Genomic DNA, 26,620 nt, shown 5'->3' on the forward strand with positions numbered 1-26,620 from the left:
TTTCCCACAGCGTCTTGATGTTGAATTGTCTGTCTTGCCCTACAGCTTGAATGGCGAGGTAGATGTGCTTCAGACGTACTTGGCTTAGCGTCGCCTCCTTTCGAGTTCCTCTAACTTTTTTAGGAACGCATTTTCTGCCCGTAGACCTTCAATTTCTGCCTCCATCTTCTTCATGGCAAGCTTTTGGTGGTCTTCGTCGCTTAACTCTTCTTCGACCTTTTTACGTCCCCGGCCATCTTGGAGCGCATCTGCCCCCCGTCTTGGTATTTCTTCACCCACTGGTATACCTGTTGGTAAGGACCTGATGCTTCTCCGCTGTCTTCCTGTAGTCCTGGTTATGTGTCAGACAATATTGAACAATCTCCATCCGTTCCTGCCAAGTTGTAGAACGTCCTTTCGTCATAGCTTTTGCTCCCCCTTTGTAGGCCTTTAAGCTGCTATGACTATTATACTTCTTACCCAATTCGATAACTGTGCTACTCGCAATCTTGTATTTATCAATGATGTAGTATTGGGACAATTCCCCTTGGAGGTAATCCAACACAGCCTGTAGCTTAAGTTCTGCGGAATAGCTACGGTTGTTCGTTATTAGCTCTAATCCTTCAAAGCCATAGACTTCATACCGGCGTCGCCATTTTTCCAAGGTTGTTTTGGATATCCCATATTTATACGAAACGGCCATAAGGCCAAGTTCACCATTTCCACATGAAAATGCCCCCCTCGAAGCAGCAGGTTTTTATTATTTCAAGGGGAGCATATCAATTCCGCGGCAACCTCGTATTGTAGTTTATTGCGCTATTGTACTCGTCGTAACGTGATGACCAATTTACTTTCGAAAACCTACTAAATCATCAGGGCTTTCACTATCCCATATAACCGCCCAACACTCTTTTACGCGCCTGCTCTTCTCATTTCATGTCTGTGGCTTCCATCTCTAACAGTCAACGTACCATTGTCATGTTCTACAATCAACGGAGGATAATCCCAGCCTTCTTGAATTAACTTAACAAACGAGTCGACATGTGCCTCCCAGTGATGCGAATGAATTCCAAGTGCTCTTCAGGTCCACAGCATCTGTCTAATATTTCTATTGGCATTAATAATAAGGGGCCAATCCAATTTCGTCTTTGATTTTTTAACCCATCTGATAAATCTAAATTATTACTCTGATTTTAGATCAAAAAAAGAGAAGCAGCTGCCGCGGCACGCTACTCCACTCTCAATTTAAAGTTGCATTTTTTGAAAACAAGTAATTCGATACCATGGGATTGTGCATAGTAGAATTATTGTTCGAAATATCTGGATTGTAATACCAAATCGCAACTTCGGTTGGGTCCCATCCAGTAATAGTGTCTCAGACAGCTCTTCGGGATTCTTCACTGATCTCGGTGTTTTTGTTATTTTCACAGCCATTGTCTAGTCGATGACGCAACAAGGATGTCCTGCACACCAAGGTTATTCAAGTCGTTCAGGAGTTAGCCAGAACTTCGCAGACTCGTTCTCGCCATTCCACATGCCCAGTAAGCCTTTGATTCCATCCAAATACTGGTGAACATATAGGCTGCCTTGTTCACAACGGCACCATCCTGCTTCACTTTGAAGTGGATGGCGTCAAGGAACACGCCAGCATAAACGCCTTGCAGCCGCTTGGTGAGCGGAACAACGTTCGAGATCATTGATGACACGTTGATGTCATATTACCGATACAGGGAACCTGAATGTCCCGTGGGCTGAGAGACCCATGGCACACATGGCCATAACCTGATCATCAATACCCATTATTCGACTGATACGTCTTGACAATGACGGGTTCAACTCGCCATGACGATCGCAAGTACCCTGTATCTGACTTTTCCGTATTCACTCTTCACGGTCTTTTGGTCTGTTTCAGCTGTTACTGGTCTCTTTGCGCCTGATATCGTGCTTTTCATACCCTCGCTCTATATCGAGTTCAGCATCTAACTTGGACTGGAGCATCTCAGTAACAGCTCTGTCGTTGATTGTATGTCGTCCATCCTCTCACCCGACCTTCTTCTTATAAATCATATTATTGGTTTGAGAGTTTACATCAAATTCACAGATTCGTCAGCTCCGAATACTTCCCCTCAATAGTTTAACTATTTTTTGTGATGTGAAATTGTATAGGTAAGCTTAAGCTATCCAATAAACAAGACAATATATCTCTTTCTTCGTGATGAATTCTGTGTAACAAATCACTAATACGCAATAATATATTTTTATCTTTTGAAATATTGTATTTTATTGCCATGTTTTTTATAGTTAATGCGTTTTCCAAAATATCTTTGTACATATTAACAATATCATAACGATCGCCAATTATACCTATTTCAATCAAATATTCCATCCTTTTTAACATAACATTTTTATGTTCATAATGCATATGAAATGGTCTTATATCACATTGTACTTTGTCTGCAGCAATAAATTCTATGTATTCTCTGAAGTCTTTATAAATATCTATACCAAATTTCAATTTATTTATTTGAATATCACCATCATTTCCCAATGAGTTTCTGCTAAATATATAGTCTTCTATGTAAGATCTCATCTGGTTGATATTCAAATTAATATTAAAGTTCGATTTCTTATCTTCCTGTAATTTTAATAAAAATATATCATGAAAACGAAAATCTGTTTGCCAATGAGGGAAAATGACATTGCTATAACCTTGCTCAATTTCATGAAAATGTGCTTCAGAGCGTACATATTTCATTTCTTTATCATACCCAGATATATTTAATACTCTTTTTTCTAAATCGTAACCATGAATTAATATGTCATGACTATTATGCTCTTTCTGATATGCCTTTTTATCCTTCAAATAATATTCATCTAGATGAAAATATAAATAGTAGCCTAAGTCAATCGATTTGATAATAAACTCACATATTTCAGTTGAAAAAGTGGATAGAATATCTCTCGGAATTGGTTTCACAACCAAAATAGAATTCATTGGATTTCCATAAAAAATATATGAGCAAAAATCTATTTTAAATTGATTTTTGCCTGAATTCTCCCATTCAGAATATAATTGAATGTGGTCACTAAAAAACCATGATTTAAATCCACTATGTTGTTCCATTATAGAAATAGGATATGCCCTATACTGGAGACAATTAATAATAGGATCTACTATAGGTAATATAACTTTTTTCATCCATTTCTCTCCATTATGAATGTTTTTTGTTTGACTTACTCGTTGAACAACAGACAAACATTCAACAACTACCCAATCATTCAAGACTTTTGTAGGGAATGAGTTATTTCATTGATTTCACACTGGTTCTCCGTGCGCATGTACCAGTACGTTAGAGAATTTGCTTAAGGCAATATATTTCTTTCTAGTACCTTTTTCGCATAATGCGGGGTTAAGTAACCGATGGAAGTTTGAATACGAATGAAGTTGTAGCTCATTCTTGATCACGCTTTGAAAGGATTCGGCGCAGGCATTATCGTAACAGTTCCCCTTGCGACTCATGCTCTTCCATTTAACTCATAACTCATTAAACGCTCGCTATTCTGTTGAAGCATATTGCAACCACGGTCCGAATGGTGAACAAGACCAAGCCTAGGCATATGGCCCCTACAGGCTTTGTCAAACGCCTCTAATACAAGTTCCTTGGTCAACCAGACCTAACGTCCAATTTGGACGATAACAAATCCATGTGCCGTGGAAATGTTTAAAGCAGAGTTTACTCAGTTTATTGAGTCTACAACAATTTGAATTGCATCGTATTCTTCAAGTTGCATCTGACGATAAATCTCAATTAGTCTTTTTACAAGTTCACTATCGTTGGTCAGTTTATACTTTAGAACCATGTTTTTTCCTGTTTGGGCTTTTTTTACTATTGATTCAAATTTTTTGATACAATCAAATTTATTGTAGAGGTATTTGTGTTGCATCATATATTTTACTCTCGAATACATACATTTTTTATGTTCCAACATAATATGAATTGGCCTAATATCATATGATGTACGACCCGTTATCCAACCTTCCAAAAAAAATAAAAGTTGCTCATAAATCGCCATACCATAAACCCTTTTTCTTGGATTTATATACATACTTATCCTTTCATCGAGATTTTTTGATTCCAAATACTCTCTCAATGATTTTTTTACAAAACTAACGTCAAAACGAAAACTTGCATTTTCATTGTATGTCCACAAGTTACATAGGGCCAGCTCATCTCCACTATCTTTATAACCCCTCAGAGATTTTTCCAAATCGTTAAATTTAACAGGCAATTCGGTAAATTTACCTTTTTTATCAAAACCAAGACCGTAAATTGTTTGCTCACCCATACTATATCCAAATACCATGAATTGATGCTTGAATCTATTTTCACCATATGCAGAAGTATTAGGGATATAATACTCATCCACATTTAATTCAACATATTGTCCATTGTTTATACAGTCAGTTATAAACTTAATTGGCCCACCTTTATATCCTCCAAAAATTCTGCCATCAATTCCAGCAGCATTAACCCATGGACTATTTATTGGGCCATCATACCCTTTATATGCATAGTTGTAGAAATTTAATATAGATTTTTGGATTCTAGCATCAGGTGAATTACTCCCATAATATAGATGAATGTAGTTAGTATAAAACCAAGGTAAATAATGATCAGACTGTGCCATGATGGCAAGTGGATAAGCTTGACCTAAATAGCCGAAGACTGGTGGAAACGCAATAGGAAGTCGTTTTGTACCCATAATACTACTCCTCGATTATTTGTACGAATACATGCCTTTTTTTAAATCAAATTTGTGACAAAAGAACGCTCGATCTTAGGACACCATTCAAACAGAGCTTCTATAGATAGATGGGCTTCAAATTGACACTAATGTTTCATTAAATTCCACGAAAGTGATTTGTTCCTAATATTTGCAAATGGGGAGATTTAATGTTAGGCTATTGTATAAAAAACGAATTACTCACCAAGTAACTTGCTAATTACTATGTATATTCCTTACTTCACACTAAACTTGCATTTTTAGAAACTAACCCCATACACCACATCATCGTACCATCAAACCTGTGTAATACATTTAAGCAAATCAATAACTATTAAGTATAAAACAGTTTTTTGTATGGACTCGTTGCATCCATGATGCCATGACTTTCAAACTGTGCTAGAGCTCCGAACTTATATTTATCTTGCCAATAACAAAGTCATCAATCTACTTCTATATCTATTTTCCATTATAGTATAAAACAAGTATTTTTAATAGCATTTTCATTTTATGCGCATTTTTAAAACCTCAATCAATTTGTTTGTATAGTAAAAAGCTTGATTTTGTTATTCTAGCCAGTTTCCTTGCGTTTCCACTAGGGGTAAATATCTGGTCCTTTTTTTAAATTTATAGTTCCAGTAAATAAAGCCATTAGGCTGTTAATCTCGGTGTAAAGTGATATTGATGAGTTAAAGAAGCAACTTAAATAATCTTCCCCTTAGGTGAATCCCCTGCCGCTAAATCAACATAATTTTACTGAAAACCATTCCTTTGATGTCCATGCAAATTTGTTCGCCCTCTATAATAATGATTTTCGTATGATCCTCGAATCCAATGTCGTAGGCCTTTAACGCCATGTCATTTTCAAAGTTGATGTAGGACTTTGCGAACCGATATGCCTGGAAACGGGGGGTAATATGTTATTAATACCTCGAAAAAAGAATAGCCTTATTGAAATAATAAATAACAAAATCTAACTTGGAATTCGGTAGCACCTCATGGTTTGCCTTGAACGGTTTTCGGAAATGTGTGATGGTAGGCGATTAATGCACTCCATGTGTGGTAGTGGGTATATTCTTTCCTAATCAAATCCACTTCTTACTTGCGACATTTCTTTTTTGATTATGGCAACTGGAATAAATGCTCCGTGATTTGATACATGATAAAGTTCACCGCTCTACCTGTAAAGACATGTTTTAAAGAAGTCTGTTCCTTGTGCAGGATAGCCTTTTCTTTGCTAATTTTCTCTTATTAAACTCCCTGGGTGTGGTTGTATTAGCAAATGATCAATTGAACTCGCTTCCCTCAATTGAGGCAACAAAGCGTAAAATCTAGATCTCATGTATTTTTATGCCCATTGCTTGCTACACCAGCACTTTTGTGATACATAGTCTATACAGTATCGTGTGGGGACTCTCAGTTTCAGTTATGCTGCCCCATACACATTAGGAGTACGATCCTCATCTTCTACTTTTGATAATCTAGGTTCGTGAAGTCCCAATCATCTTACTAGAATCCAACGTTTTTTATGGATCAGCTAAGATGACACCTTTTTTCTTTCTCATGCGGATAACTTCCAAATTACTAATTCGGCTTTCGCGGCGACTTCGTGGATCAAATTCGAACAGTTGTTGTAATGCGACCAATTCAGTCCTCCTTCATCGCATAGCAAAAAACAAGCTTCCAGTTGAACGAGAATCGGTGCTTTGCCAATGCTGCCACTTAAGAAGAATGTATTATCGTCTTGGTTATTCGATAACCTGCGAAAACCAATGTCCAACGATTTTTAACTAGACTATGTATTTTTGTTCATACAATATTCTTGAATAAAAGCAACTACAGCTTCTTCTGATTCCCTATGAATAAAAAAATGCTCACCTTCAAAATACTTTACAACAGGTTCAGTGCTTAGAATTTGGGACCAATCTTCAACGCTTCCTTCCACAAAGGGATCATTTTTACCCAGCAAAAGACAAACTGGTATATCAAGTTTATCTTCCGAATCTAAGTATTGATATGTTTCAACAACCCTAAAATCCGCCCTAATAATTGGTAGTAGATATTCACTTAATATGCGATTTTCAAATACGTACCTCGGCGTTCCTCCAATAGCAAGAACTTCATTAATTAAGTTTTCATTTGATAGTAAATGAATCACTTTGCTTTTTGATCTTATTATATGAGGAGCATTGCAACCGGATATAAAGATACAGCTTGGCAATTGAATTTCTTCCCTTACAAGCCTTCTAGTCAGTTCATAAACTATCAACCCGCCCATACTATGCCCAAAAAGATAATAGGGATCTTTCGACGTCCATAATTGTACCTTACTTATTTGTTGATAAGCATCGTTAACCAAATCTTTCAAATTTCCTAAGGATAATTCATTAGATCTTTGACCGCGTCCCGGAAGTTCAACCGGACAAATCTGAATTCCCTTTACGTATTTTACCCATTTGTTATATACCGTAGTTGATCCACCAGCGTGTGGAAAACAAAAGAGCTTTTTGATAACTATTTCTCCTCATATCATATATTTCGTAAGTTATTCCGAACTGATTCCCAGTTTCTCGTGGAATGGAATTCCACTGGAGCTTCTACCAACAGCTCTCTACTTTTCTAAAACGTAATGGTTCATTCGGGGAAATCCTTTCTCCTCGTGTAGCAACGACCTATTATAAAGTCTGCTGCCTGGCGTTTGCGCGGCTCATCTTACCTGTTGGCTGTTCCCTATTGCCCCATGCCCGAAGATATCAGATTCGGACATGGGTGATGGATAGGCGAATGCGCTTTGTTTCATATACTCAAGGTATCATACGAAATGACTTCATTTTGGTAGAGTTGTTCTATTAATGACACCGTAAATTGCCCACATCTTGTTATAGTTTCCGGCAACTTATTTTCATTTATACACTTCACTAAAAAAATGCACAATCGTTGAAAACTTTTCATCTGTTCATTTTGAATATCAGTAAAGGTGTATTCCTTCTCCTGACCGGAGTATAGCTCCATCTTTAATTTATTAAAATCAGTTATACGATTAGTGCTAAATCCAAACAGGGAATGTAATTCTAATATTCCTTTACTCCCCTCTAAAATAAAATAAGTAATATCATGTTCGACCGGTGCATTCCAGCTTACTTTTAATTCGATACTTTTGTTGTCGGCTAGAGTGACGCTCCCAAAACATGTTGATTCTACATCGACCTCAAGCTCCTGGTCATATTGTAAACCATACCACATAGCGCTGTTTGCGGACTTGTTAATCGCGTTATGGTCATCATACCATGTTGTACAATGTAGCTGTTCATATTCTATATTTTCAAAAAGCGATACACAGATATCAATCAAGTGAGGTCCTAGATCAACTAATGCCCCGCCTCCGGAAAACTCTTTTTTCGTAAACCAACTTCCAAGGTTAGGGTAACCGTCTTTCCTTAACCAGCCTGCTTTAATCGAAAATATCTCCCCGATGGCCCCCCCTTTTACAAACCCAATCATACTTTCCACATCAGCGCGAAATCGATTGACAAAGGCGGGAATAAAGAGTAGATTGCTTTCATTGGCAACTTCCTTCAAGAGTACGTATTCATTTGTTGTTAAGACCGTAGGTTTCTCGCATACGACATGCTTTCCGTTTTTTAATGCCTTCATTGCATAATCAAAGTGCGAATAATTCGGTGTTATGATTATAGCGACATCGAAGTCGTCTCGAAAAAACTCAGCTTCATCTGCGAAGTAATTGGAAATGCCGAATTGCCTAGCAGTCTTTTCGCATCGGTTCCAATCATAATCAAACAAGGTTGAAACGGAAACATTGTCCAATTCTTTCAAAATTGGAATATAGACTTTATTAGACAACCAGCCACATCCTATTATACCAAAGCGTATATCTGTCATATTATTCCCTCATCCTCTAACGATGTATATAATATCTGGTTCTCCACGTTTCTTAGGTACGGATATCTTTTCCATTTGTCCAAATTCGTGTATTAGACGATCTTTGAACAGGTCCGATTCAGAGGCACTCCAAAAAGTAATCAATCCGTCAGGCATTAATCGTTGGTGTAGTTTTTGTAATCCGATGTCACTGTATAAATTATTGTTTTTTTCATTAACAACCCAGTCTGGCCCGTTATCAATATCCAAACATATAATGTCAAACTGCTCCTTTGTATCGCTAATCCATTGTACGAGGTCGGCTTGAATGATTTTAATTCTAGGATCATTGAATTCGTAGCCCGTAACTGGTGAAATGTATTCCTTATTCCAGTTAATAATAATTTTCTCAATTTCGACGACCGTAACCGATTTCACTTCTTGATCAATTAATGTTTCCGCAACGGTGTACCCTACCCCAAGACCACCTATCAACACTTTTTGCTTGTTTCCTTTTCGCTCAAAGGCCGCGCGGACAAGTAGACGCTCCGAGTCACCATTTTCTGTCGACATTAAAAAGACACCATTATAAATCAGTTCGTAATGCCCATTTCTTTTTTGCAACTGTATTTCACCTGTGGCGGAATGATGTCGTTCAATAACCTCCAACATATAATACTCCTCTCTTCACCTCAAATATGGAATAATATGGGTTCCGATTCTCTCTATTTCCGATATATCGTCAGCATTGGAGAAGAGGAAGTACTCCACTCCGCAATCGATGTACTTTTTGACCATTTCCAAAACGTCCTGATAATCTCCGACAATGGATAAACCCACCGTCATGCTGATTTGGCTGTACCCCCCCCAAAGTGTGTCTCCTATCGTATGGTTGCTGTTTTTCCTAAATTGTTTATTTATTTCAAGACCGGTCGAATCCGAAGTGGCATAAAACATTTGAACGAACTTTTTCTGGAAAGGCGAGGCAGACGAGACGAGGGAATTTGCATGTTCCCATGCCTCCGTTCGGGAACTCCTAGAAATAACATTAATTATCAAACCGCATTTTACGGAACGGCCCAACATTCTCGCCTTCTCTTTAACCGAATTGAACTTCTGCCGCAATTTGTCCGGTTCATCGGGATAAACAATATAAACGTCTCCTAATTCTGAAGCAATGTTCAGAGCAGATTCTGAACTGCCCGCTATAAAAATCTGTGCGGGACTGGTCGGATCTTCCTTTGGGAAAATATCGGCATCGGCAAATTGGATGAACGATCCTTGATAGCTACACTTTCCGGTTCGCAACAACCGGAAGGCCTCGACGAATTCCTTTGTCTTCTGGTATCGGATATCGTGCGGTTCGACTCTCGTATCGTTTTTTAAATATGATTTTGAGTTGCCTGTCACAATATTAATATCAATGCGGTCTCCAATTATTGCTTTAAGGGTATTCACCCCCTTGGCGGTATAAGTAGGCAGGACATGTGCGGTATTTTGCGCAACGAGAAACCTAATTTTTTCAGTGGCCGATGCCAAATAAGTAGTCAAAATCCACGGGTCAAAAGCAAGCGGCATCTTGGATACGAGCAGCGTGTCGAAATGATACGTTTCTGCTAAACGCGCTTGTTTCATATTGTAGTCAAGTAATTCGTGGTATTCGATCGGACGGAACATATTCAAAACAATGCCATATTGCACGCTAAAGCATCCCTTCTATACATTTTGTCAAGATCTCATAATCTTAGTAACTGTTTTTGTTTTTCCGATATATCCCCATTCTCCCCGGATATCCAGCATTCCACAGTATTGTCTATTAATTTGCCCGAACGTTCCCCGTTCGCTAAGATAACGATGCCCCGTTTATTCAACGGGAAAAAAACGATGCGTGATCGCCATCCCCGATTTACTCCGCCGCTGATGATCAGCTTGGCGTTCATCATCTGAACTACTTTGCAACCGAGCCCATTGGGAATGGCACGGTATACCTTTTTGTGCATCAACGCGATCATTCGATCCGATAAGACAGGTTGTCCTGTACGGGAATTAGGTAGAGCATAGAAATTGTTCCTCACAAACTGGATCATATCGGCAAGCGTGGAGTATAAACCGGCTGCAGCCTGCTCAGGGTATAAATAATTCGGGATAGAGCGGCCGAAAATTCCGTGAGGAAGGGCTAAGTCGGACTTCATGGAATCGGAATAAACGAAAGAGCTTTTTGTCATTCCTAACGGTTCCAGTATGAATTCCTTCATGAACTCGGCAAACTGACGTCCTGTAATCTCTTCAATCAACAGCTGAAGAACGGAATATCCGCCTCCTGAATACCGAAATGTTCCAGGTGGTTGAACGAGTTTTACTTTCGTATAGTGAAAAGGGCCGTATCCATTCAAGGAGGTTACAATATCAGGAAGCTCCTTTCCCTGTCTGTTCCCCAGATAGCCTCGGGTGGAAAGACCGGCGGCATGACAGAGAATATCTATGATGGTTACTTTATTCACATCGTACTCACTACCCGGAATTGTCCATCTAGTCAAGTATTTTCCGACCGGATCTTCTAATTTCAGCTTGTTCTTTTCGGCCAAATATACAACCCCCCAGGCCGTCACAAACTTAGAAATAGAGCCGACTTGAAACAAGTTTTCTTCCTTCATGAACTCACCGAACCGCTTATCCCTATAGCCGTAACTGTTTTGCCATATCGTCTCGTTATCCTCAAGTACCGCGATATTCATTCCGAAGGCCGGCGTCCTTTTCATATACGTGGAAATAAGCAGATCCAACTTTTCCATAACGTGTTTCATCTTATCGAAACTTTTTTGGCTATGTTACTCAAGAGATCGTCCAGGGTATGAAATTCTTCTGGATTAAGCTCTTCATCGTTGAATTCCACGCCAAACCGTTCTTCAATGGCAACGACCACTTGAATAAATTGTAATGAATTTATTCCGATTTCGTTTATAGGGCTGGAAAGATCAAAATTGTCCGCGTCCTTCTCTAGCACCTCAGAAATTACTTCAATGACTTGTTGTTCGATTTCCATCCTCTTTCACTCCTCATGTGTTTTCTCCTCAAACCGCCGCGGCATACAGTTGTTTGAATAGACCGTTTCGGTTAAGCAGTTCGCTATGGGTTCCGGACTCCGCCATCTGACCGTCGCGCATGCAATAAATGTAGTCAGCATCCTTTGTAAGATTTAACCGATGGGTAACTAGTATCACGGTTTTATTCCGGCAAATGTTGACAAGCACCTTCCGGATAAGTTCCTCGTTTTCCTGATCCAGCGCAGAGGTCGGTTCATCCAATAGAAGAACCGGCGCATTCCGAATCAGCGCTCTTGCAATCGCGATCCTTTGCCGTTGTCCTCCAGAAAGGGAGGTGCCGTTTTCCGAAATTACGGTATCGTATCCATCCGGAAGCTTCGAGATAAAGTCGTTAGCATTCGCTTTTTTTGCTGCCTCGACAACCTCCTCCTTAGTAGCGTTCAAGTTGCCGAATTTAATATTCTCCATAATCGTTCCATAGAACAATGACGGGTTCTGGGGGACATAGGCTAGTAAGCTCCTCAGATCACGGATAGAGAGTTCCTTATGGGATACACCATCGATTTGAATCATTCCGGAATACGAGGGATAAAACCCTAATATCAGTTTGAGCAAAGTGGATTTTCCGCTGCCGCTCGACCCAACAATGGCTATGTATGAATTAGCAGGGACCGATATATTTAAACCGCGTATCACTTTGTCTTGATTAAAGCTAAACTGCAAATCTTGAATGGATAGCATGGCTCCGCTTGGTTCCGTTTTAGGAGATACGCTGCCGCCGCCCAGTATCTCAGTTTCGCCATCCAATAGCTCGAACACACGACGAGCGCCCACTAACGATTCCTGCATCTCCGACAATACCGTGCCCATGTTCATAAACATAAAAGACACGCCTCCCTGCAGCGTAATAATGGCAAGAACGTCTCCAAAACCAATAATCCCTCTGACCGCCATGTAACTGCCTACAATAAAGACTCCGACCAAACCCGCCGACGTTAGAACGAAATTGATTCCGTTCATTTTGGAATAGGTTTTAATCCGGTCCAATTGATGACCCGATAATCTTTTGGTTACTTGTTGATATTTGCTTAGTAATAGCTCTCCCAAGTTAAACAGCCTGATGATTCGAAAGCCAGATAATAGATCCTCCACATGCTTCGTGGCAACGCCTAACGCATCCTGAACCTTCTCGCTTTCGTTCTGAAGAGGTTTCGCAAATTTCAAATTGATGAAGGCCGAAACCGCACCAACGGCCACCGCGAGCAAAGACAGCCTCCAGTCTATCAGCAGCATGGAGACAAGAGAGCTTATCCCCCATATGAAAGATGTAAATACCGAATCCATATTATGACCATAGATTGTTTCGATAATATTGAGATCGTTGGACAGCTTCGTTTGAATCTCCCCACTGTGGTTCTGATCATAGTACGATTTCGGAGAGTTTATCACGCGCCTGAAAGCCTTGATTCTAATGCCCGTCATCACTTGTTTGATCGTGCTGTGATAAAGGTAATTGAAGATGGGAAATACAACGCATGTAATCAGGACGGCGAAGACGACCAAGATAACGGAGTGAAATAATTGCGTTTTATTATCCGTTTCGATGGAATCGATCACTACTTTATTCGCGAAAGCCACAATCAACTGAAGACTTGTAAAGGCAACACACGTCACAATCAGGCTGATCAAATACATCGCCGATTTTTTTTCGAGCAGCCTCATAACCCTTACAAGTTCCGGAAACAATAGACTTTTTGCTGTTTTCATTGTCCCACTACTCCTCTTTGCCGGACTCCGCACGGCTTTGCATCTGTTCAAAGCCATATCCGCCCGTCTTGTTCAATTCCTGGTGCAGGCCGGATTCGACAATCCTTCCTTCATTCACGACCAAGACATAGTCGGAATCATTAATGGTGTTCAAGTCATGATTTACCATTAACACGGTTTTGTTCTCGCTCCACTTCTCCAGAGAAGTCAGAACATCATGACTTGTTTTCTGATCCAGAGCTGAAGTCGGCTCATCGAACAGCACGATAGGGCTATCCTTCAAAACCGCTCTCGCGATGGAAATTCTTTGACGCTGCCCTCCGGACAGTGAACCTCCATTATCCATGATCTCAGTTTTGTAGCCATCCTGAAGCTTACTGACAAATTCATCAACCGACCCCTGATTCGCAGCCTCCCGGATTTCCCGGGGAGAGGCCGATAAGCGGCCGTATTGGATATTTTCCTCTATTGTACCGCTAAAAAGATGGGAGTCCTGCGAGACCACAGCTACAAGGTCTCGCAGTTTCGTTAAGTTCCATCGGCTGATATCCTCTCCCAAGACTTTGATTTTCCCGGCAGAAGGTTCTTCCATCCCACAAATCAGATTAAGTATCGTGCTTTTTCCGCTCCCACTCGGACCAACCAATACGACCTTCTGATTTTGAAAAATGCGAAAACTTACATTCTCAATAATTTGTTTGGCCCCTTTGCGGACAGAAACATTCTCGAACTCTATCACTGGCAGCCCGTTTTTTGGTGCAAACTCTTCTCCCGTCGTTCTCTCGGCACCTTGATTAAGGATTTCAACCATATGATTCCCTACACCGAAGATCCTCCGCACATCCTTAATCAGATACGGAAGCTGAATCGAAGGCTGAACGAGCATTCTTAACAACTGGATGAAGGCGATTACGCTGGCTAACCCGATCTCTCCCCGATAAGCCAAGTAGCCGCCGCCTACGATGCATAGCAGGAAAGGAAGCTCATACATCATAATAGTAACCGGCAACATTACCGATGAGATTTTCTCCACTTTCAAACCGTACTCTAAGCCCTTATGGAGAGTATCGATGTATTTTCGCTCCATCTCCTCTTGAAGATTATAGGCTTTCACAACCTCCGCCCCACCGATGGCATCCTGCACAATGACCGTCCCTGCCGAAAGAGATTCCTGCATCTTTTCGGCGTTCTTACTGATTGGTTTGCTAATATGAGTGGACGCATACATTCCAACTGGCACTATGATAAAGCTAAATAGAAACAGTCTCCAATCGATCAAGGCAAGGTAAATGCTTACCGACACGATGATAATAGGAATATAAATCACATTGGTTAACTGGTTTTTCAAAAAGTTTTCCACTTCAAACATGTCATTCGTTATTCGTGACAAATGTTCTCCAGAGTGAGCTTTGTTGTAATCCTCCATTCGCATTCGGGTAATGGCCGCCGCCATGTCACTGCGAAGATCTCTTGCGATATAGGTCGCGTTCCGGCCGGCAGCATAGGTGACGAGATATTTGGATATTGTACCGATTATGATACTTAAAACGGCTAACATTACGATGGGGGCGAGTTTGAAATCATCGCCCGCGCTTGAATGATCGATTAACTGCTGCACTACATATACCGTTATCAGGTCGAATCCTGCGATCAGTATGGAGCATGCAACCGCCAATGCGAGCCAAGTTCGATATCGTCCTTCATACTGAACCATATGCTTCATAAAGAGCTTGGGCGGTACTTTCATTGAGCTCCCCGCTTTTCTATCAGATATAAATTGCAGTTCGTTTCATAAAATTGTTCATAAAAGCTTTTTTCCACTTCATACATTTGACTCAATTTCATCATGATTTTCTTGTAGGCTCCCTCTCGGTTCCCGGATGCATAAGCCGTTTTGCCGACAAGATTTCGCAGCAACTTCCATTCGTTCACGGTCTCCTCAAATCCTCGAACGGCCCCACTTTCATGGGGATAAATCCTGCTGATTTTATACAACTCCGCCGACTTTCCTCTCAGTATTCCGTTCAGCAGTTCCATTAATTGGCCCGCCATCGATTTAAACGCTGCGGCTTCCGGCACTCGATGTTCAAATTTCTTCTTCACTTCCTTGAGCTGTTCTACCCCTTTAAATACTTGGTCTTTGAAGGATAAGTAGTTCCGCGAGCTGATGAGTGCCAATTCCTCTCGGGATAAGTAATAATCGGACATTCCGGGCGAAAAAGTGTAGAACGTCGGCTCAGAATTAAGTCCGCCGAAGTGGTCGATATACCCGTTGTAACTGGATACAGCCTCGTCATAAGACACAGTAAGCTTGGTGTAAGACAAATTATCGCGTATCAAGTGTTCAATGATATGAAGGGATTGCTGGTCCTCGTCGTATCCGTAAACCACCCACGTATGGGGCCAATGCTCTTTCCGGTACATATCTTTGCGAATGGATTCGTAAAAGCAATCAATCCAAACGACAACCGGACTTCCCCCATCGATCGAGCTCTTAATATCGCGGATAAGATCGGCACTCCGAAACTTAGCCGAGATAGGAAGGCCAAGCTCACTGCAGACCTTTTCCGTTGGCTTACTATCGTGATAGCTGACCCCGCCGCCCGATTCATAGTTATATACCATCATCGTGTTCGCTAGAAAGTAATCGATGTCCCGGCCAAAATAGCGAATTATCGGGAACAACGAATTATAGAAACAGCTCCGGAAGAAAACCTCGTTAAAAGGTTCAATCCCTTGCAAAACCGTTCCCCTATCGTCTGCAACATGATAGACCTCTCTAGCCTCAGCCGCGGGACGCCTAACGGCCGATGGCATAGCCCCCGCATGATCGGGCTCCGCTTTGCCAGTTAATCTTGAAGAAAGGACGGCGGAAATCTCGCGAACCGTACTGTATTGATAAAGATCGGTCGGAGTTATCGATAGGTTGCGGTTTTCCAATTCAAGTTCCAGCCTTATAGCGACCAATGAATTTCCGCCGAGGTCGAAGAAATTCTGAGTAACCCCGACTGTTTCGATCCCGAGTACCGTTTGCCAGGCTTCCGCCACTACCTTTTCCATTTCGGTAGAGGGCCACTCAATTTCCTCTTCCATCAGAAAATGCTGGCCTATTGCGGGCAGTTTGCTGCGATCCAGTTTTCCATTGAAGGTGAGAGGAAGCTTGTCCAAAACCACAAGGAAGGAAGGTACCATATAGGCTGGCAATTTTCGTTGCAAATACGAGCGCAGCTCGTTCATTTCGATATTCTCGCCCAGCACCAAATAAGCGGTCAGAATTTGGTTCCCGTGATGTTGGTTCGCTATAACAACAGCTTCCGTTATGCCAGGCTTCTGCAAGAGAAGATGTTCAATCTCGACTGTTTCCACCCGATACCCCCGAACCTTAACCTGATGATCGATTCGGCCCATCATTTCAATTTCACCATTTGGCAGCCATCTGGCCAAGTCGCCCGTCCGATACATGCACCATCCCGCCCGAAACGGATCTGGAACAAACTTAGTTTCATTTAACTCCGGACGATTTAAATACCCCCTGCCTACCCCGGAACCTGAAATGCAAAGCTCTCCCGTAACCCCAATAGGCTTGAGATCGTTTCCGTCGCCTAAAATATAAATATTCGTGTTGGCGATCGGCCTGCCTATCGTAACGGAATTGCTTTGGGTTAGGTCTTTCATAGTGGACCAGACTGTAGTTTCCGTCGGCCCGTACATATTGAATATCCTCAACTTAGAAAAAGCTCGAAGCTTATTCAGTAGAACGGGCGGGAAGCTTTCGCCGCCTACAAGGATTGCTTTCAGATTTGAAAATTGTACCCCGCCCTCATTCAGCCAAAGCCCGATTCTCGTCGGGGTCGATTGCAAAATATCGACTTTATGTGATTCAAGTAGGTGGTTTACTGCCTTAGGGTTGTTAACCTGTTTTTCGTCGGCAACGACAACCTTCATTCCAACCGCAAGTGGTACCACAGTTTCAAGCAGACTGATATCGAATGATAGCGAAGTAACGGATAAAATCGTGTTTCCCTTATAAAACGGAATGCTATCCCGCAACCCTGCCGCTAAATTGGTTAAGGAACGATGTTCAATCATAACCCCTTTGGGCACTCCGGTTGAGCCTGAAGTATACATGATATAAGCCAACTGTTCCTGAAGGATGGAGTGCTTCAGGTTCCTCCCGCTATCTTTATCCGGCTGCAAGCCATCCAATAAAACGATTTTACCGGGTAAACCTTGGCACTCCTCCAACCAAGAGGACAAGGATGATTCGGTTATCAAAACTTCGACCTGGCTGTCTTCGAGAATCATCTTGATCCGGTCAAACGGATGATCGGGATCCAGTGGAACGAAAGCGGAAGATGATTTCAAAGCGCCGAGAATCGCGACAATCATTTTTTCCGAACGCTTCATCAGGATACCGACTTTCGAATTCGGCTGGACACCGCGGCTTTCCAGCATACGGGCTAGTGCGTTCGCCTGGGCATTAATTTCGCCGTAGCTGAACGATTGCTCTCCCGAAACGATCGCAATCCGATCCGGCTCTTCAGCAGCGTGCTCCTCGAACATATCTACAAGTGAAAGCTCTTGATCAACATGCAACTCCGTATCATTAAAGCCGAAGATCAACTGCTCCATTTCCCTACGTTCCATCAATGGAATCCGTGCGATTTGAATATCCGGATTTTCCGCTATTTGCTGGAGCAAATTCAAAAAATGAAGGCAAACCTTTGCTATCGTCTCCCGACGAAACAGCGCCGTACAGTACTCCAGCTCGAACTGAAGGGTATCGCCAATTTCGGAGGCATATAGCGTCATATCGAACTTGCTCACTTTATTTCGATAAGATACGGTCTCCAGACGTAGCCGATCTGTTTTAGCGCGCGTTCCCTCGTTTTGATGCCAGATAAACATGGAGTCGAATACAGGATTACGGCTCAAATCCCGGGGAATCTGCAATTTGTCCACCAGATCGTCGAAAGGATATTCCTCATGGTCCAGTGCATCGATACTGACATTCTTGACTTCCCTGACGAAGTCCAAAAACACTTTGTCCGGCTTAGGCTGAGTACGGATAACCAGAGTATTAATAAACACCCCTATGACGGACTGTAAATCCGGATGCTTTCGTCCGGCTGTCGGAATGCCGATAAGGATATCCTCTTGGCCTGAATACTTGGCAAGGAATGCTTTAAAGGCTGCCAGAATGAGCATATTCATCGTCGCTCCCGCACGAACGGCGACTCCAGATAATTGAGAGTACAAATTAGGATCAATGCCAAAAAGATACGTGTCCCCTTCAAAGCTTTGCATGAGAGGACGTGGATAATCCGTCGGAAACCCCGATACCGGCAGGTTCCCGGACAATTGCTTCAGCCAGTACTCTTCATGCCGGCCGTTAACTTCCGCGATTTGTTCTCTTTGGATTTCCGCATAATCTTTGTACTGGATACCCTGTTTCTCCAAGGGGACGCCTTGGTACAACTTCAGTAGTTCGTCTATCAAAATCCTCATGGAAGACATATCCGAGATGATATGGTGGATATCAAAAAACAAATAATTTAACCGGTCTGAAATCTTCATCACTTGCACCCGAAATAATTCGTTAGAGCTCAGATCAAAAGGACGAAAAAATTGTTCGATAGCTACATCCAGCGCCTCTTCGGTTCCTTCGATAACTTCCAGTCTGACCATTTGGGGAGGGTGGATCTTTTGCCTGGGCTCTCCGTCGATCAAATGGAATGAAGTCCTTAATGCTTCATGTCTTGCGACCAACCGGTTCAGTGCGAATTCGAATGCCTCTATATCCAATTCGCCCGTCATTTTAAAAACCATCGGCAAATTGTATGCCTTAGCGGAGTTGTCAATTCTCGAGGCTAGAAAGATTCTTCTCTGAGCGGATGACAATGGATATTGTTCCTTATCTGCCGCGGGCATGATTCGCTCGAAGGTTGTCTCGTTAGACTTGGATACTAGGACAGCCAATGAACGGATGGTCGGATATTCAAAGAGCTCCCGGAGAGAAAACGATACTCCCAATTGCTTCACTGTCATCAGAAGCAAAGAAATTGCCTTTAAGGAATGGCCTCCCAATTCAAAGAAATTATCGGTTACGCCAATCTCTTCTCGCTCCAGGCATTCCTTCCAGATCGATAGCATTCTTTCTTCCATGGCGTCGCGCGGGCCGATTATCTCTCTTCGAAGAAATCTATCCGGTTCGGGAAGCTTGTTTTTATCCAGCTTGCCGCTTGATGTTAACGGGAAACGGTCAAGCCGTACAAATGCCACCGGCACCATATACGCCGGGAGCCGGTCAAGCAAGTGATTTCGGACGTCAATAAAATCCGGTTCCTGATCCGCCAAAATATAGGCGCACAAATAGGGATCCCCCGAGCCGTTATGTCGTACAGCAGCAACTGCCTCTTTTACCATTCCCGTTCTTACCAGCACTTGCTCAATTTCGCTCAGTTCAATGCGATACCCCCTAATCTTGACTTGGAAATCCATTCTCCCTAAATATTCGATTCTTCCATCAGGCAGCCACTTTGCCAAATCTCCTGTCCGGTAGATCCTCTCTTCCCGCGTATACGGACTCGGCAGAAACTTCTCCGATGTCAGCTCCGAACGGTTTAAATAACCCTGGGCTACGCCATCGCCAGAAATCCATAATTCGCCCGGTACTCCGACCGGTTGAATATGGTGGTTTCCATCAACAATATAAGCACGGACGTTGGGGAACGGTTTTCCAATTGTTATTTTACCATCTTTATCCTCTATTGTATCGTGAGTCGCATAAATCGTAGTCTCGGTAGGGCCGTATGCGTTTATCAGTCGGATCCGTTCTTCCATGCATCTGTAAAATTTCTTGATGATGGGTTCGGTTAAAGCTTCCCCGGCAACAAACACATATTTTAGAAAACGAAACCGGGATGAAGAGAACTCCTCCACCATATTCAAAAATACGGAAAAAGCGGATGGAACGAAATTTACATGAGTAATTTTATATCGATCCAAAGCCTCAATAATAGATTGGGGGTCTTTCTCCTCTCCTTTCGGAAGAATCACCAATCCTCCGTCTCCGAAAAACCACCCGAAAAGCTCCGTTACTGAAACATCGAATGTATAATTAGTTTTAAGGAGATAGAAATCTCCCTGCATGACTGGATATTGCTCCTGCATTCCCTGCAATATATTGACCACACTGCGGTGTTGAACCAATACACCTTTTGGCACGCCTGTCGATCCAGAAGTGTAAATGATGTAAGCAAGCTGATCGGCGGAGCACCGGACGTTAACATTTTCCTTGGTCGAACTGTCGCAAGCTGACACATCAACTAACTCAACATCCAACTGGAAAATTTTCGTCAATCTCTCTTTATTAGTCAGAAGAATTCGGCAGCCGCTGTCTTGTAGTAGAAACACCAAACGTTCATAAGGTGTTTCGGGATCGATCGGCAGGATTCCTCCTCCCGCTTTCAACACCGCCAAGGCCGCTACGACCATCTCCACCGAACGTTCTAGTAGGATCGCAATTGGTTGGTTGGGCCTGACGCCCTTAGCCAGGAGGACATGGGCCATCTGGTTGGCAAGCTCATTCAACTGCTTATATGAAATTTCCTGATCGGCTTCCTTGAGAGCAATCTCATCAGGTCTTGCCATTACTTTACTTTCGAAAATCTCGTGGATTGTTGTGACGGGGCGTGTAACCGTCGGCGTATTGAAAGACTTCGTAATTTGAAAAACTTCTTCCGGTGTCGCCAGCGAAATGTCACCAATAAGAACTTCCGGATCGCGAACAACCTGAGAGGCAATATGCTCAAAGTGCCGTCCCATCCGTTGAATGGTCTCGGGTGTAAATAATTTGGTACAAAATTCCATTTTACACATGAAGGCATCGTTATGTTCCGTTACTTCGAATGTGAGGTCAAACTTGGAAACGTCGTACTGCACATCGATAGGATTTGCTTCAAGCCCATTCAATTTCATTGTTTGAACGCCGACATTTTGCATGACAAATACAGCGTCAAACAGAGGATTTCTACTTAAATCCCTCTCTACGTCCAGACACCTTATAATATCCTCATACTGAAAGGCGCGGTGCTCCAGTACTTTTAAGCATTTGTTTCCGAGCTCTCTTAAATAGCCGGAGTAGCTCATCTTATTGTCTGGATTGCTTCTGACCGGCAGGGTATTGACAAATAAACCAATCATGCCGTCCAACTGCACATGTTCCCGGCCACTCATCACTGTCCCAACTACAAGATCGTCTTGTCCACTATATTTTGCCAATAGTATGTTATATATAGAGAACAAAACCGTGAATAAAGTCGTGTCATGTTTAAGAGTTACCTCATTCAACTTGCGCGACAGTTCTTTTTCAATTTGAAAGGTAAAGCAACTTCCTTCAAAACTTTTCCGTTCTGGACGGGAAAAATCCGTTGGCAGGTTCAGGGAAGGAATTGCTCCAGATAATTCATTTATCCAAAAGGTCTGCCGAGCCCCCCAATCCTCGGCCTTACGCTGCCGTTTAAGCCAAACGGCGTAATCCTTGTACTGCAAATTCAACTCCGGTAGCTCATCCCCATTGTACAGCTGCATAAGTTCCCGAATAAGGATCCCCAAGGAAATGCCATCCATGATTAAATGATGGACGTCAAAGAATAGAACATGCTCTTTTTCCGATAATTGAAACAGCCTACATCGCAGCAATGGCGCTTCCGTTAAGAGGAACGGCTCATTCATGACAGCCTGGATATGGGAGCCGATAGTCTTCTCGTCGCAGGATATAGCGTGCAGAAGGAACGGATGATGTGGATGAACTTTCTGAACAATTTCTCCTTCGACGGTATGAAAGGAGGTTCTTAAGATCTCATGTCTTTCCAGCAGCCTATTCACAGCTTGTTCGAACTGCTCCGCGCGCAATATTCCCATCAGTCTTATGCCCATCGGGATTCGGTAACTTAATGCCGCGCCGCCGTCGTGCTCGTTTAAGATATAGAACCTCTGCTGAGCGGAGGTTGCGGGATAATACTCCGAGAGAGCGGCAGGTTCAATCCACTCGCAAGTCACCGTAACGGCCTGTTCGATCCGTTCGGCCAAACAGGCGATCGTCGGATTCTCAAAAAACTCGGTGAGCGGTACTTCCACCGCAAACTCTTTGGTGATCAAAGCCATTAAGCGCGTCGCGCTTAATGAGTGACCTCCAATTTCAAAGAAGCGATCAAAGACACTGATTTCGCACCGTTCGAGAATTTCCGTCCAAATCCGGTGTACTCTTTTCTCCGTCTTGTTTCGGGGTCCGGTTATGGGCTTCGCAAGCTGGTGATCTAGGATTTCGGCAAGTTTCCTTCTATCAATTTTGCCGCTGACCAACAATGGCATCTCCTTCAACACGACAAAATGACCGGGAACCATGTAATGGGGGAGCCGCTCCTCAAGATAAGCCCGCAGTTCTTCGGCCGTCACGCTGCGATCCGCAACCAAATAGGCGAACAGCTCATTACCGGATCCGCCGTGATTAAGCAGGACTGCACATTCCCTTACTGGGAATTGAAGCAATTGGGCCTCTATTTCACCAAGTTCAATCCTGAAACCTCTCACTTTAACTTGGTTGTCCACACGGGAGATGAACTCGATCGTTCCGTCTTCCAATCTTCGAACAAGATCACCCGTCCGGTACATGAACTCTGCACCATCGAAAGGAGCTTTCCCAAACTTCTGCCGAGTGAGTTCGTCTTGGTGTAGGTAACCCAGCGCCAATCCTTCCCCCGAAATGCAAAGCTCTCCAGGAATGCCGACAGGCTGAAGCTCATAATTCGGATTAACGACATATATAGAGGTATTGGCAACGGGCTTGCCGATGCTGCTTCGGACAGACTCGGTCATATTCCTATGGAAGGTAGTGGCCACACTATTTTCCGTAGGTCCATATTCATTAACAATCTCGATATGCGGAAACGCACTACGGCTTTTCTCCAATAAGTTTGGTGGAATTCGGTCTCCGGCGAGCGTCACAATTTTAAGGCTTGGATAAGCGCCCGGTAGCGCGCTTTCCATGATCGCCTGATACAAGCCGGGGATGCAAATAAAGTGGGTGACTCCCATTTGATCGATCATTTTACTTATTGCCAGGGCATCCCTCGCCGTGTGGCTATCAGGGAGAATGAGCTTAGAGCCCGAAATGACGGGTGTAAAGAAGCTCGTAATGAATCCGTCAAAGGAATGAGAAAAAAGTTGCAGGGCAACATCGTCCGTCCCAAGCCCGTACTCTTCTTTTCTCCACAAAATCGTATTGATGAGGCCCTTGTTCGGAATCATAACTCCCTTTGGCTTTCCGGTAGATCCCGACGTATAAATGACATACGCCAAATCTCTGCCAGCGTAAGAAAGATTTAAGTTTGAACGGCTCTCACCATCCAGATCCGCCTTGTTGAAAAGGATTCGGACTCCCTCATACGAAAGGCTGCTTATAAAGTCTGACTCCGTCAGCAAAAACGGAGACTTGCTTTCCCCAAGAATCTGCTCAACTCTATGGATTGGAATTTCAGGATCGATTGGTAAAAAAGCCGCTCCCGCCTTCAAAATGCCAAGGATACCGACGACGAGATCCTCCGACCTTTGCATGACAAGCGCAACAAGACTTCCCCGAGCTACGCCGACCCTATGAAGATACCGTGCCATTTGGTTTGATTGTTCATTTAATTGCTTATACGTAAGCTGACCACCACCGGCGATAACACAAATGTTGTCCGGTTTTTGAGCTGCTTGGTCTTCAAAAAGCGTAACGATGCTTTCATAGGTTTTGTACCGCATTTCGTCCGTAGCATTGCATGCTTTCAGGAACTGATCTTCTTCTGTCGAGATCAGCGAAAGTGAAGAAATAGGCTTGTCCGGGTATGCCAAGCAATGCTTCAGAAGCGATACGAAATGCTTTGCCGCTTGCCGCATGGCGAGCGTGTCAATAGAACTGGAGTAGATAAGGCTGCCCTCGAGGATTTCCTCGTTTGTTCGTTCGAATGTAAATGCAATCTGTGAATGCGCCACATGTGTGTCATGATTCGAGTGAATATTTTTATGCTGGCACATGATGGGCGTGAAGAACGGCTCGCCTTCTTCTCCACCACCCTTTAATATTTCTTCGAGAGGATAGTCTTGATTCTCGTACGCCCCCAACACATCGGTGCGTACTTTCATCAAGAACTCCTTGAAGGACTGCTGACCATCCCTTAGCGCGGTCGCTATGATTAGTTGGCGGTTCAAGGTATACGAGCTGCGGTTCGGTTCATAGACCGGCAACCCTATTGTCGCTTGGACATTTGCGGTATATTTGTAAATCAGGACCTTCAATACGGTGAGAAGAAGAACATAACAGGAGAGATCTGAATTCCGGCTAGCTTTCACAAGCATATGTTGAAGCTCGTGATCCAGAATGAGTTTCTCTTCTCGCTTATCCCTCCTTTCACTAAAATGATCCAAACCTAACAGGAACTCCGTATAAGTGTCCGTAACGTCACGAAACATGTTTATCCAATAACTTTTCTGCTTATGATAATGCTTATCCGATAACAACAGAAACTCACTACTCATCTGGATTCCATCCTTCTCTTGGGTTGAAGAAATATTCCGGTCCCATTTCATTTCTAGAGGTCAAAAGCCGCTGAAAGATCGGCTCGGTTATCCTTTATTTCATTTGCGGTCAAACCGATATCACCGATGGGGATTTTCGTATTCTCAAGAACAGCCTGCGTGATTCGGAGAAACGAGTCGCACAAAAATTTGACCCAGTCGGAATCATACTTGTCCGAGCGGTAGATCAACTTTACGTCCAGCATTTCGTTCCCTGAAATATCTGCGTACAAATCATAGTGGGCAATTTCGTCTATGGTAATGTTCGTTAACGAAATATCGCCCGAATGAGTGGCGTCTCTTTTTGTCTCGAAAATCGAGTGGTTCAGGAAATTAACTACCAACGGAAACCATTCATTCGATTTCTGTGCAAGAGCCATCTCCGCCATTGATACATAGCCATACTTCTCAATGTCAGGTGCGGTTTGCTGGATTTTACCTACCGCTTGCTCGAATGTCGTTTCCGGAGCAGTAACGATCCTAACCGGCACAGCATTAACAAACAATCCCGCCATTTTATCAATCCCAAGGACAGGGCCTGTTCTGCCGGACACCACGGAACCAACGACAACGTCGTCCACGTTGTAAGCCTTTTGCAGCAGGATCCCCCATAAAGCTTGGATGGCCGTATGCAGCGTTACCTGCCGCTGCTGACAAAATCGTTTCAATTGCATGGTTACCTGTTCCTCGATGGCAAAGGTAATGACGGATCTTGCCCCGAAAGACTTTGTCGGCTGCGAACTGAAATTACCGCGGCGGCGAATCGGGCGATATCCCTTTAAATAGTCGTCCCAAAAATGGAGCGCCGCTTGTTTATTTTGATTGAGTACCCATTCCAAATAGCGGGAATAGGGAGCCGCAGCTTCCAAAGCAATACGCTTCGAATTCTTAAGAGAGTCATAAATAAAAAACAATTCATTTATAAGTAGGCTCATGGACCAACCATCCAGTATGATATGGTGAAAACTCCAAACCATTTTATACTTTTCGCCATTCATTCTAACGAGCGCCATTCTTATCAAAGGCTCTTGGTCAAAACGGAATCCTTTCTGCTGATCTTCTATTAGAAATTTCGAATACGCTAGGTCTCCGTCTTTGGTCCACGTCGGACTGAAGTTATATTCCTCCACCTTGTGAGGATAATCCGTAAGAATAATCTGCAGCGGCAGCGGATTTTCCGTAAAACGGTGTACAATAACGGTCCTTAACATTTCATGTCTTTGTGTCAGAATGCCGATGCATTTGCTAATAAGAGAGATATCGACATCTCCGGCCAAATCCATCTGAATTTGCTCGAAATAGGCGCTGGTTCCCCTATCAAGCAGTAAATTAAAAAATAGACCTTCCTGGAGAGGACTCAGAGGATATATTTTTTGTATGGAGTCACCATAGCTATTCCGGATGGCATGAAACTCATCCAGCGTCAAGTAAGGATATCCGTAATCGCTAGGCGTCGGCTGCGGTACCCTGCCGGTACAATGATCGAGTACGGCGTCCAGATGATGGGCGAACCTATGCAGCAATAGCGTGATCGTCTCTTCGTCGTA

The 26,620-nt window shown here is 43.0% G+C and carries 14 protein-coding genes; all 14 read right to left on the reverse strand.

Annotated elements, in window-relative coordinates; translation table 11 throughout:
* Window positions 1–84: 84 nt before the first annotated feature.
* The gene (locus AC0LWM_RS30865; RefSeq protein ID WP_474678898.1) at window positions 85–279 is read right to left on the reverse strand and encodes a hypothetical protein; all 195 of its coding nucleotides are present in this window, start codon (window positions 277–279) and stop codon (window positions 85–87) included.
* The gene (locus AC0LWM_RS30870) at window positions 272–682 is read right to left on the reverse strand and encodes a hypothetical protein (protein WP_474678885.1); all 411 of its coding nucleotides are present in this window, start codon (window positions 680–682) and stop codon (window positions 272–274) included. The genes AC0LWM_RS30865 and AC0LWM_RS30870 overlap by 8 nt, the downstream gene beginning before the upstream one ends.
* Before the next feature lie 1,431 nt (window positions 683–2,113).
* Window positions 2,114–3,178, reverse strand: coding sequence for a hypothetical protein (locus tag AC0LWM_RS30875; protein ID WP_474678886.1), 1,065 nt, complete (start codon window positions 3,176–3,178; stop codon window positions 2,114–2,116).
* A gap of 539 nt (window positions 3,179–3,717) precedes the next feature.
* Window positions 3,718–4,743 (reverse strand): hypothetical protein, encoded by a 1,026-nt coding sequence (locus AC0LWM_RS30880; protein WP_474678887.1) that lies wholly within the window; start codon window positions 4,741–4,743, stop codon window positions 3,718–3,720.
* Between the two features lie 1,816 nt (window positions 4,744–6,559).
* Entirely contained in the window at window positions 6,560–7,282 is a 723-nt protein-coding gene (locus AC0LWM_RS30885) for a thioesterase II family protein (RefSeq protein WP_474678897.1), read from the reverse strand.
* A gap of 278 nt (window positions 7,283–7,560) precedes the next feature.
* Window positions 7,561–8,664 carry a Gfo/Idh/MocA family protein gene (locus AC0LWM_RS30890; RefSeq protein WP_474678888.1) on the reverse strand — a complete coding sequence of 368 codons (1,104 nt, stop codon included), beginning with the start codon at window positions 8,662–8,664 and terminating at the stop codon, window positions 7,561–7,563.
* A gap of 9 nt (window positions 8,665–8,673) precedes the next feature.
* Complete coding sequence (locus AC0LWM_RS30895; protein ID WP_474678889.1) at window positions 8,674–9,315, reverse strand: spermine/spermidine synthase domain-containing protein; 642 nt, start codon at window positions 9,313–9,315, stop codon at window positions 8,674–8,676.
* A 15-nt stretch (window positions 9,316–9,330) separates the two neighbouring features.
* Window positions 9,331–10,344, reverse strand: coding sequence for an LLM class flavin-dependent oxidoreductase (locus AC0LWM_RS30900; protein WP_474678890.1), 1,014 nt, complete (start codon window positions 10,342–10,344; stop codon window positions 9,331–9,333).
* 35 nt (window positions 10,345–10,379) lie between these two features.
* Window positions 10,380–11,435, reverse strand: coding sequence for a serine hydrolase domain-containing protein (locus AC0LWM_RS30905; RefSeq protein WP_474678891.1), 1,056 nt, complete (start codon window positions 11,433–11,435; stop codon window positions 10,380–10,382).
* A gap of 8 nt (window positions 11,436–11,443) precedes the next feature.
* On the reverse strand, window positions 11,444–11,686 hold the full coding sequence (locus tag AC0LWM_RS30910) for an acyl carrier protein (RefSeq protein ID WP_474678892.1): 243 nt from the start codon (window positions 11,684–11,686) through the stop codon (window positions 11,444–11,446).
* A gap of 28 nt (window positions 11,687–11,714) precedes the next feature.
* Window positions 11,715–13,454 carry an ABC transporter ATP-binding protein gene (locus AC0LWM_RS30915; RefSeq protein ID WP_474678893.1) on the reverse strand — a complete coding sequence of 580 codons (1,740 nt, stop codon included), beginning with the start codon at window positions 13,452–13,454 and terminating at the stop codon, window positions 11,715–11,717.
* A 7-nt stretch (window positions 13,455–13,461) separates the two neighbouring features.
* Window positions 13,462–15,201 carry an ABC transporter ATP-binding protein gene (locus AC0LWM_RS30920; RefSeq protein ID WP_474678894.1) on the reverse strand — a complete coding sequence of 580 codons (1,740 nt, stop codon included), beginning with the start codon at window positions 15,199–15,201 and terminating at the stop codon, window positions 13,462–13,464.
* Window positions 15,198–25,034: an amino acid adenylation domain-containing protein gene (locus AC0LWM_RS30925; RefSeq protein WP_474678895.1), complete on the reverse strand. Its 9,837-nt coding sequence runs from the start codon at window positions 25,032–25,034 to the stop codon at window positions 15,198–15,200. Before AC0LWM_RS30925 ends, AC0LWM_RS30920 begins: the two co-directional genes overlap by 4 nt.
* A 53-nt stretch (window positions 25,035–25,087) precedes the next feature.
* Window positions 25,088–26,620 (reverse strand): condensation domain-containing protein (locus AC0LWM_RS30930; protein ID WP_474678896.1); only part of this gene is annotated, 1,533 nt, incomplete at its 5' end.

Source organism: Paenibacillus sp. sgz302148, from assembly GCF_056120465.1.

Coding starts and splice junctions, on each gene's coding strand:
- AC0LWM_RS30910 (WP_474678892.1), bottom strand. CDS start 11,686: ATGGAAATCGAACAACAAGTCATTGAAGTAATTTCTGAGGTGCTAGAG.
- AC0LWM_RS30895 (WP_474678889.1), bottom strand. CDS start 9,315: ATGTTGGAGGTTATTGAACGACATCATTCCGCCACAGGTGAAATACAG.
- AC0LWM_RS30880 (WP_474678887.1), bottom strand. CDS start 4,743: ATGGGTACAAAACGACTTCCTATTGCGTTTCCACCAGTCTTCGGCTAT.
- AC0LWM_RS30915 (WP_474678893.1), bottom strand. CDS start 13,454: ATGAAAACAGCAAAAAGTCTATTGTTTCCGGAACTTGTAAGGGTTATG.
- AC0LWM_RS30905 (WP_474678891.1), bottom strand. CDS start 11,435: ATGGAAAAGTTGGATCTGCTTATTTCCACGTATATGAAAAGGACGCCG.
- AC0LWM_RS30920 (WP_474678894.1), bottom strand. CDS start 15,201: ATGAAAGTACCGCCCAAGCTCTTTATGAAGCATATGGTTCAGTATGAA.
- AC0LWM_RS30890 (WP_474678888.1), bottom strand. CDS start 8,664: ATGACAGATATACGCTTTGGTATAATAGGATGTGGCTGGTTGTCTAAT.
- AC0LWM_RS30875 (WP_474678886.1), bottom strand. CDS start 3,178: ATGAAAAAAGTTATATTACCTATAGTAGATCCTATTATTAATTGTCTC.
- AC0LWM_RS30925 (WP_474678895.1), bottom strand. CDS start 25,034: ATGAGTAGTGAGTTTCTGTTGTTATCGGATAAGCATTATCATAAGCAG.
- AC0LWM_RS30870 (WP_474678885.1), bottom strand. CDS start 682: ATGGCCGTTTCGTATAAATATGGGATATCCAAAACAACCTTGGAAAAA.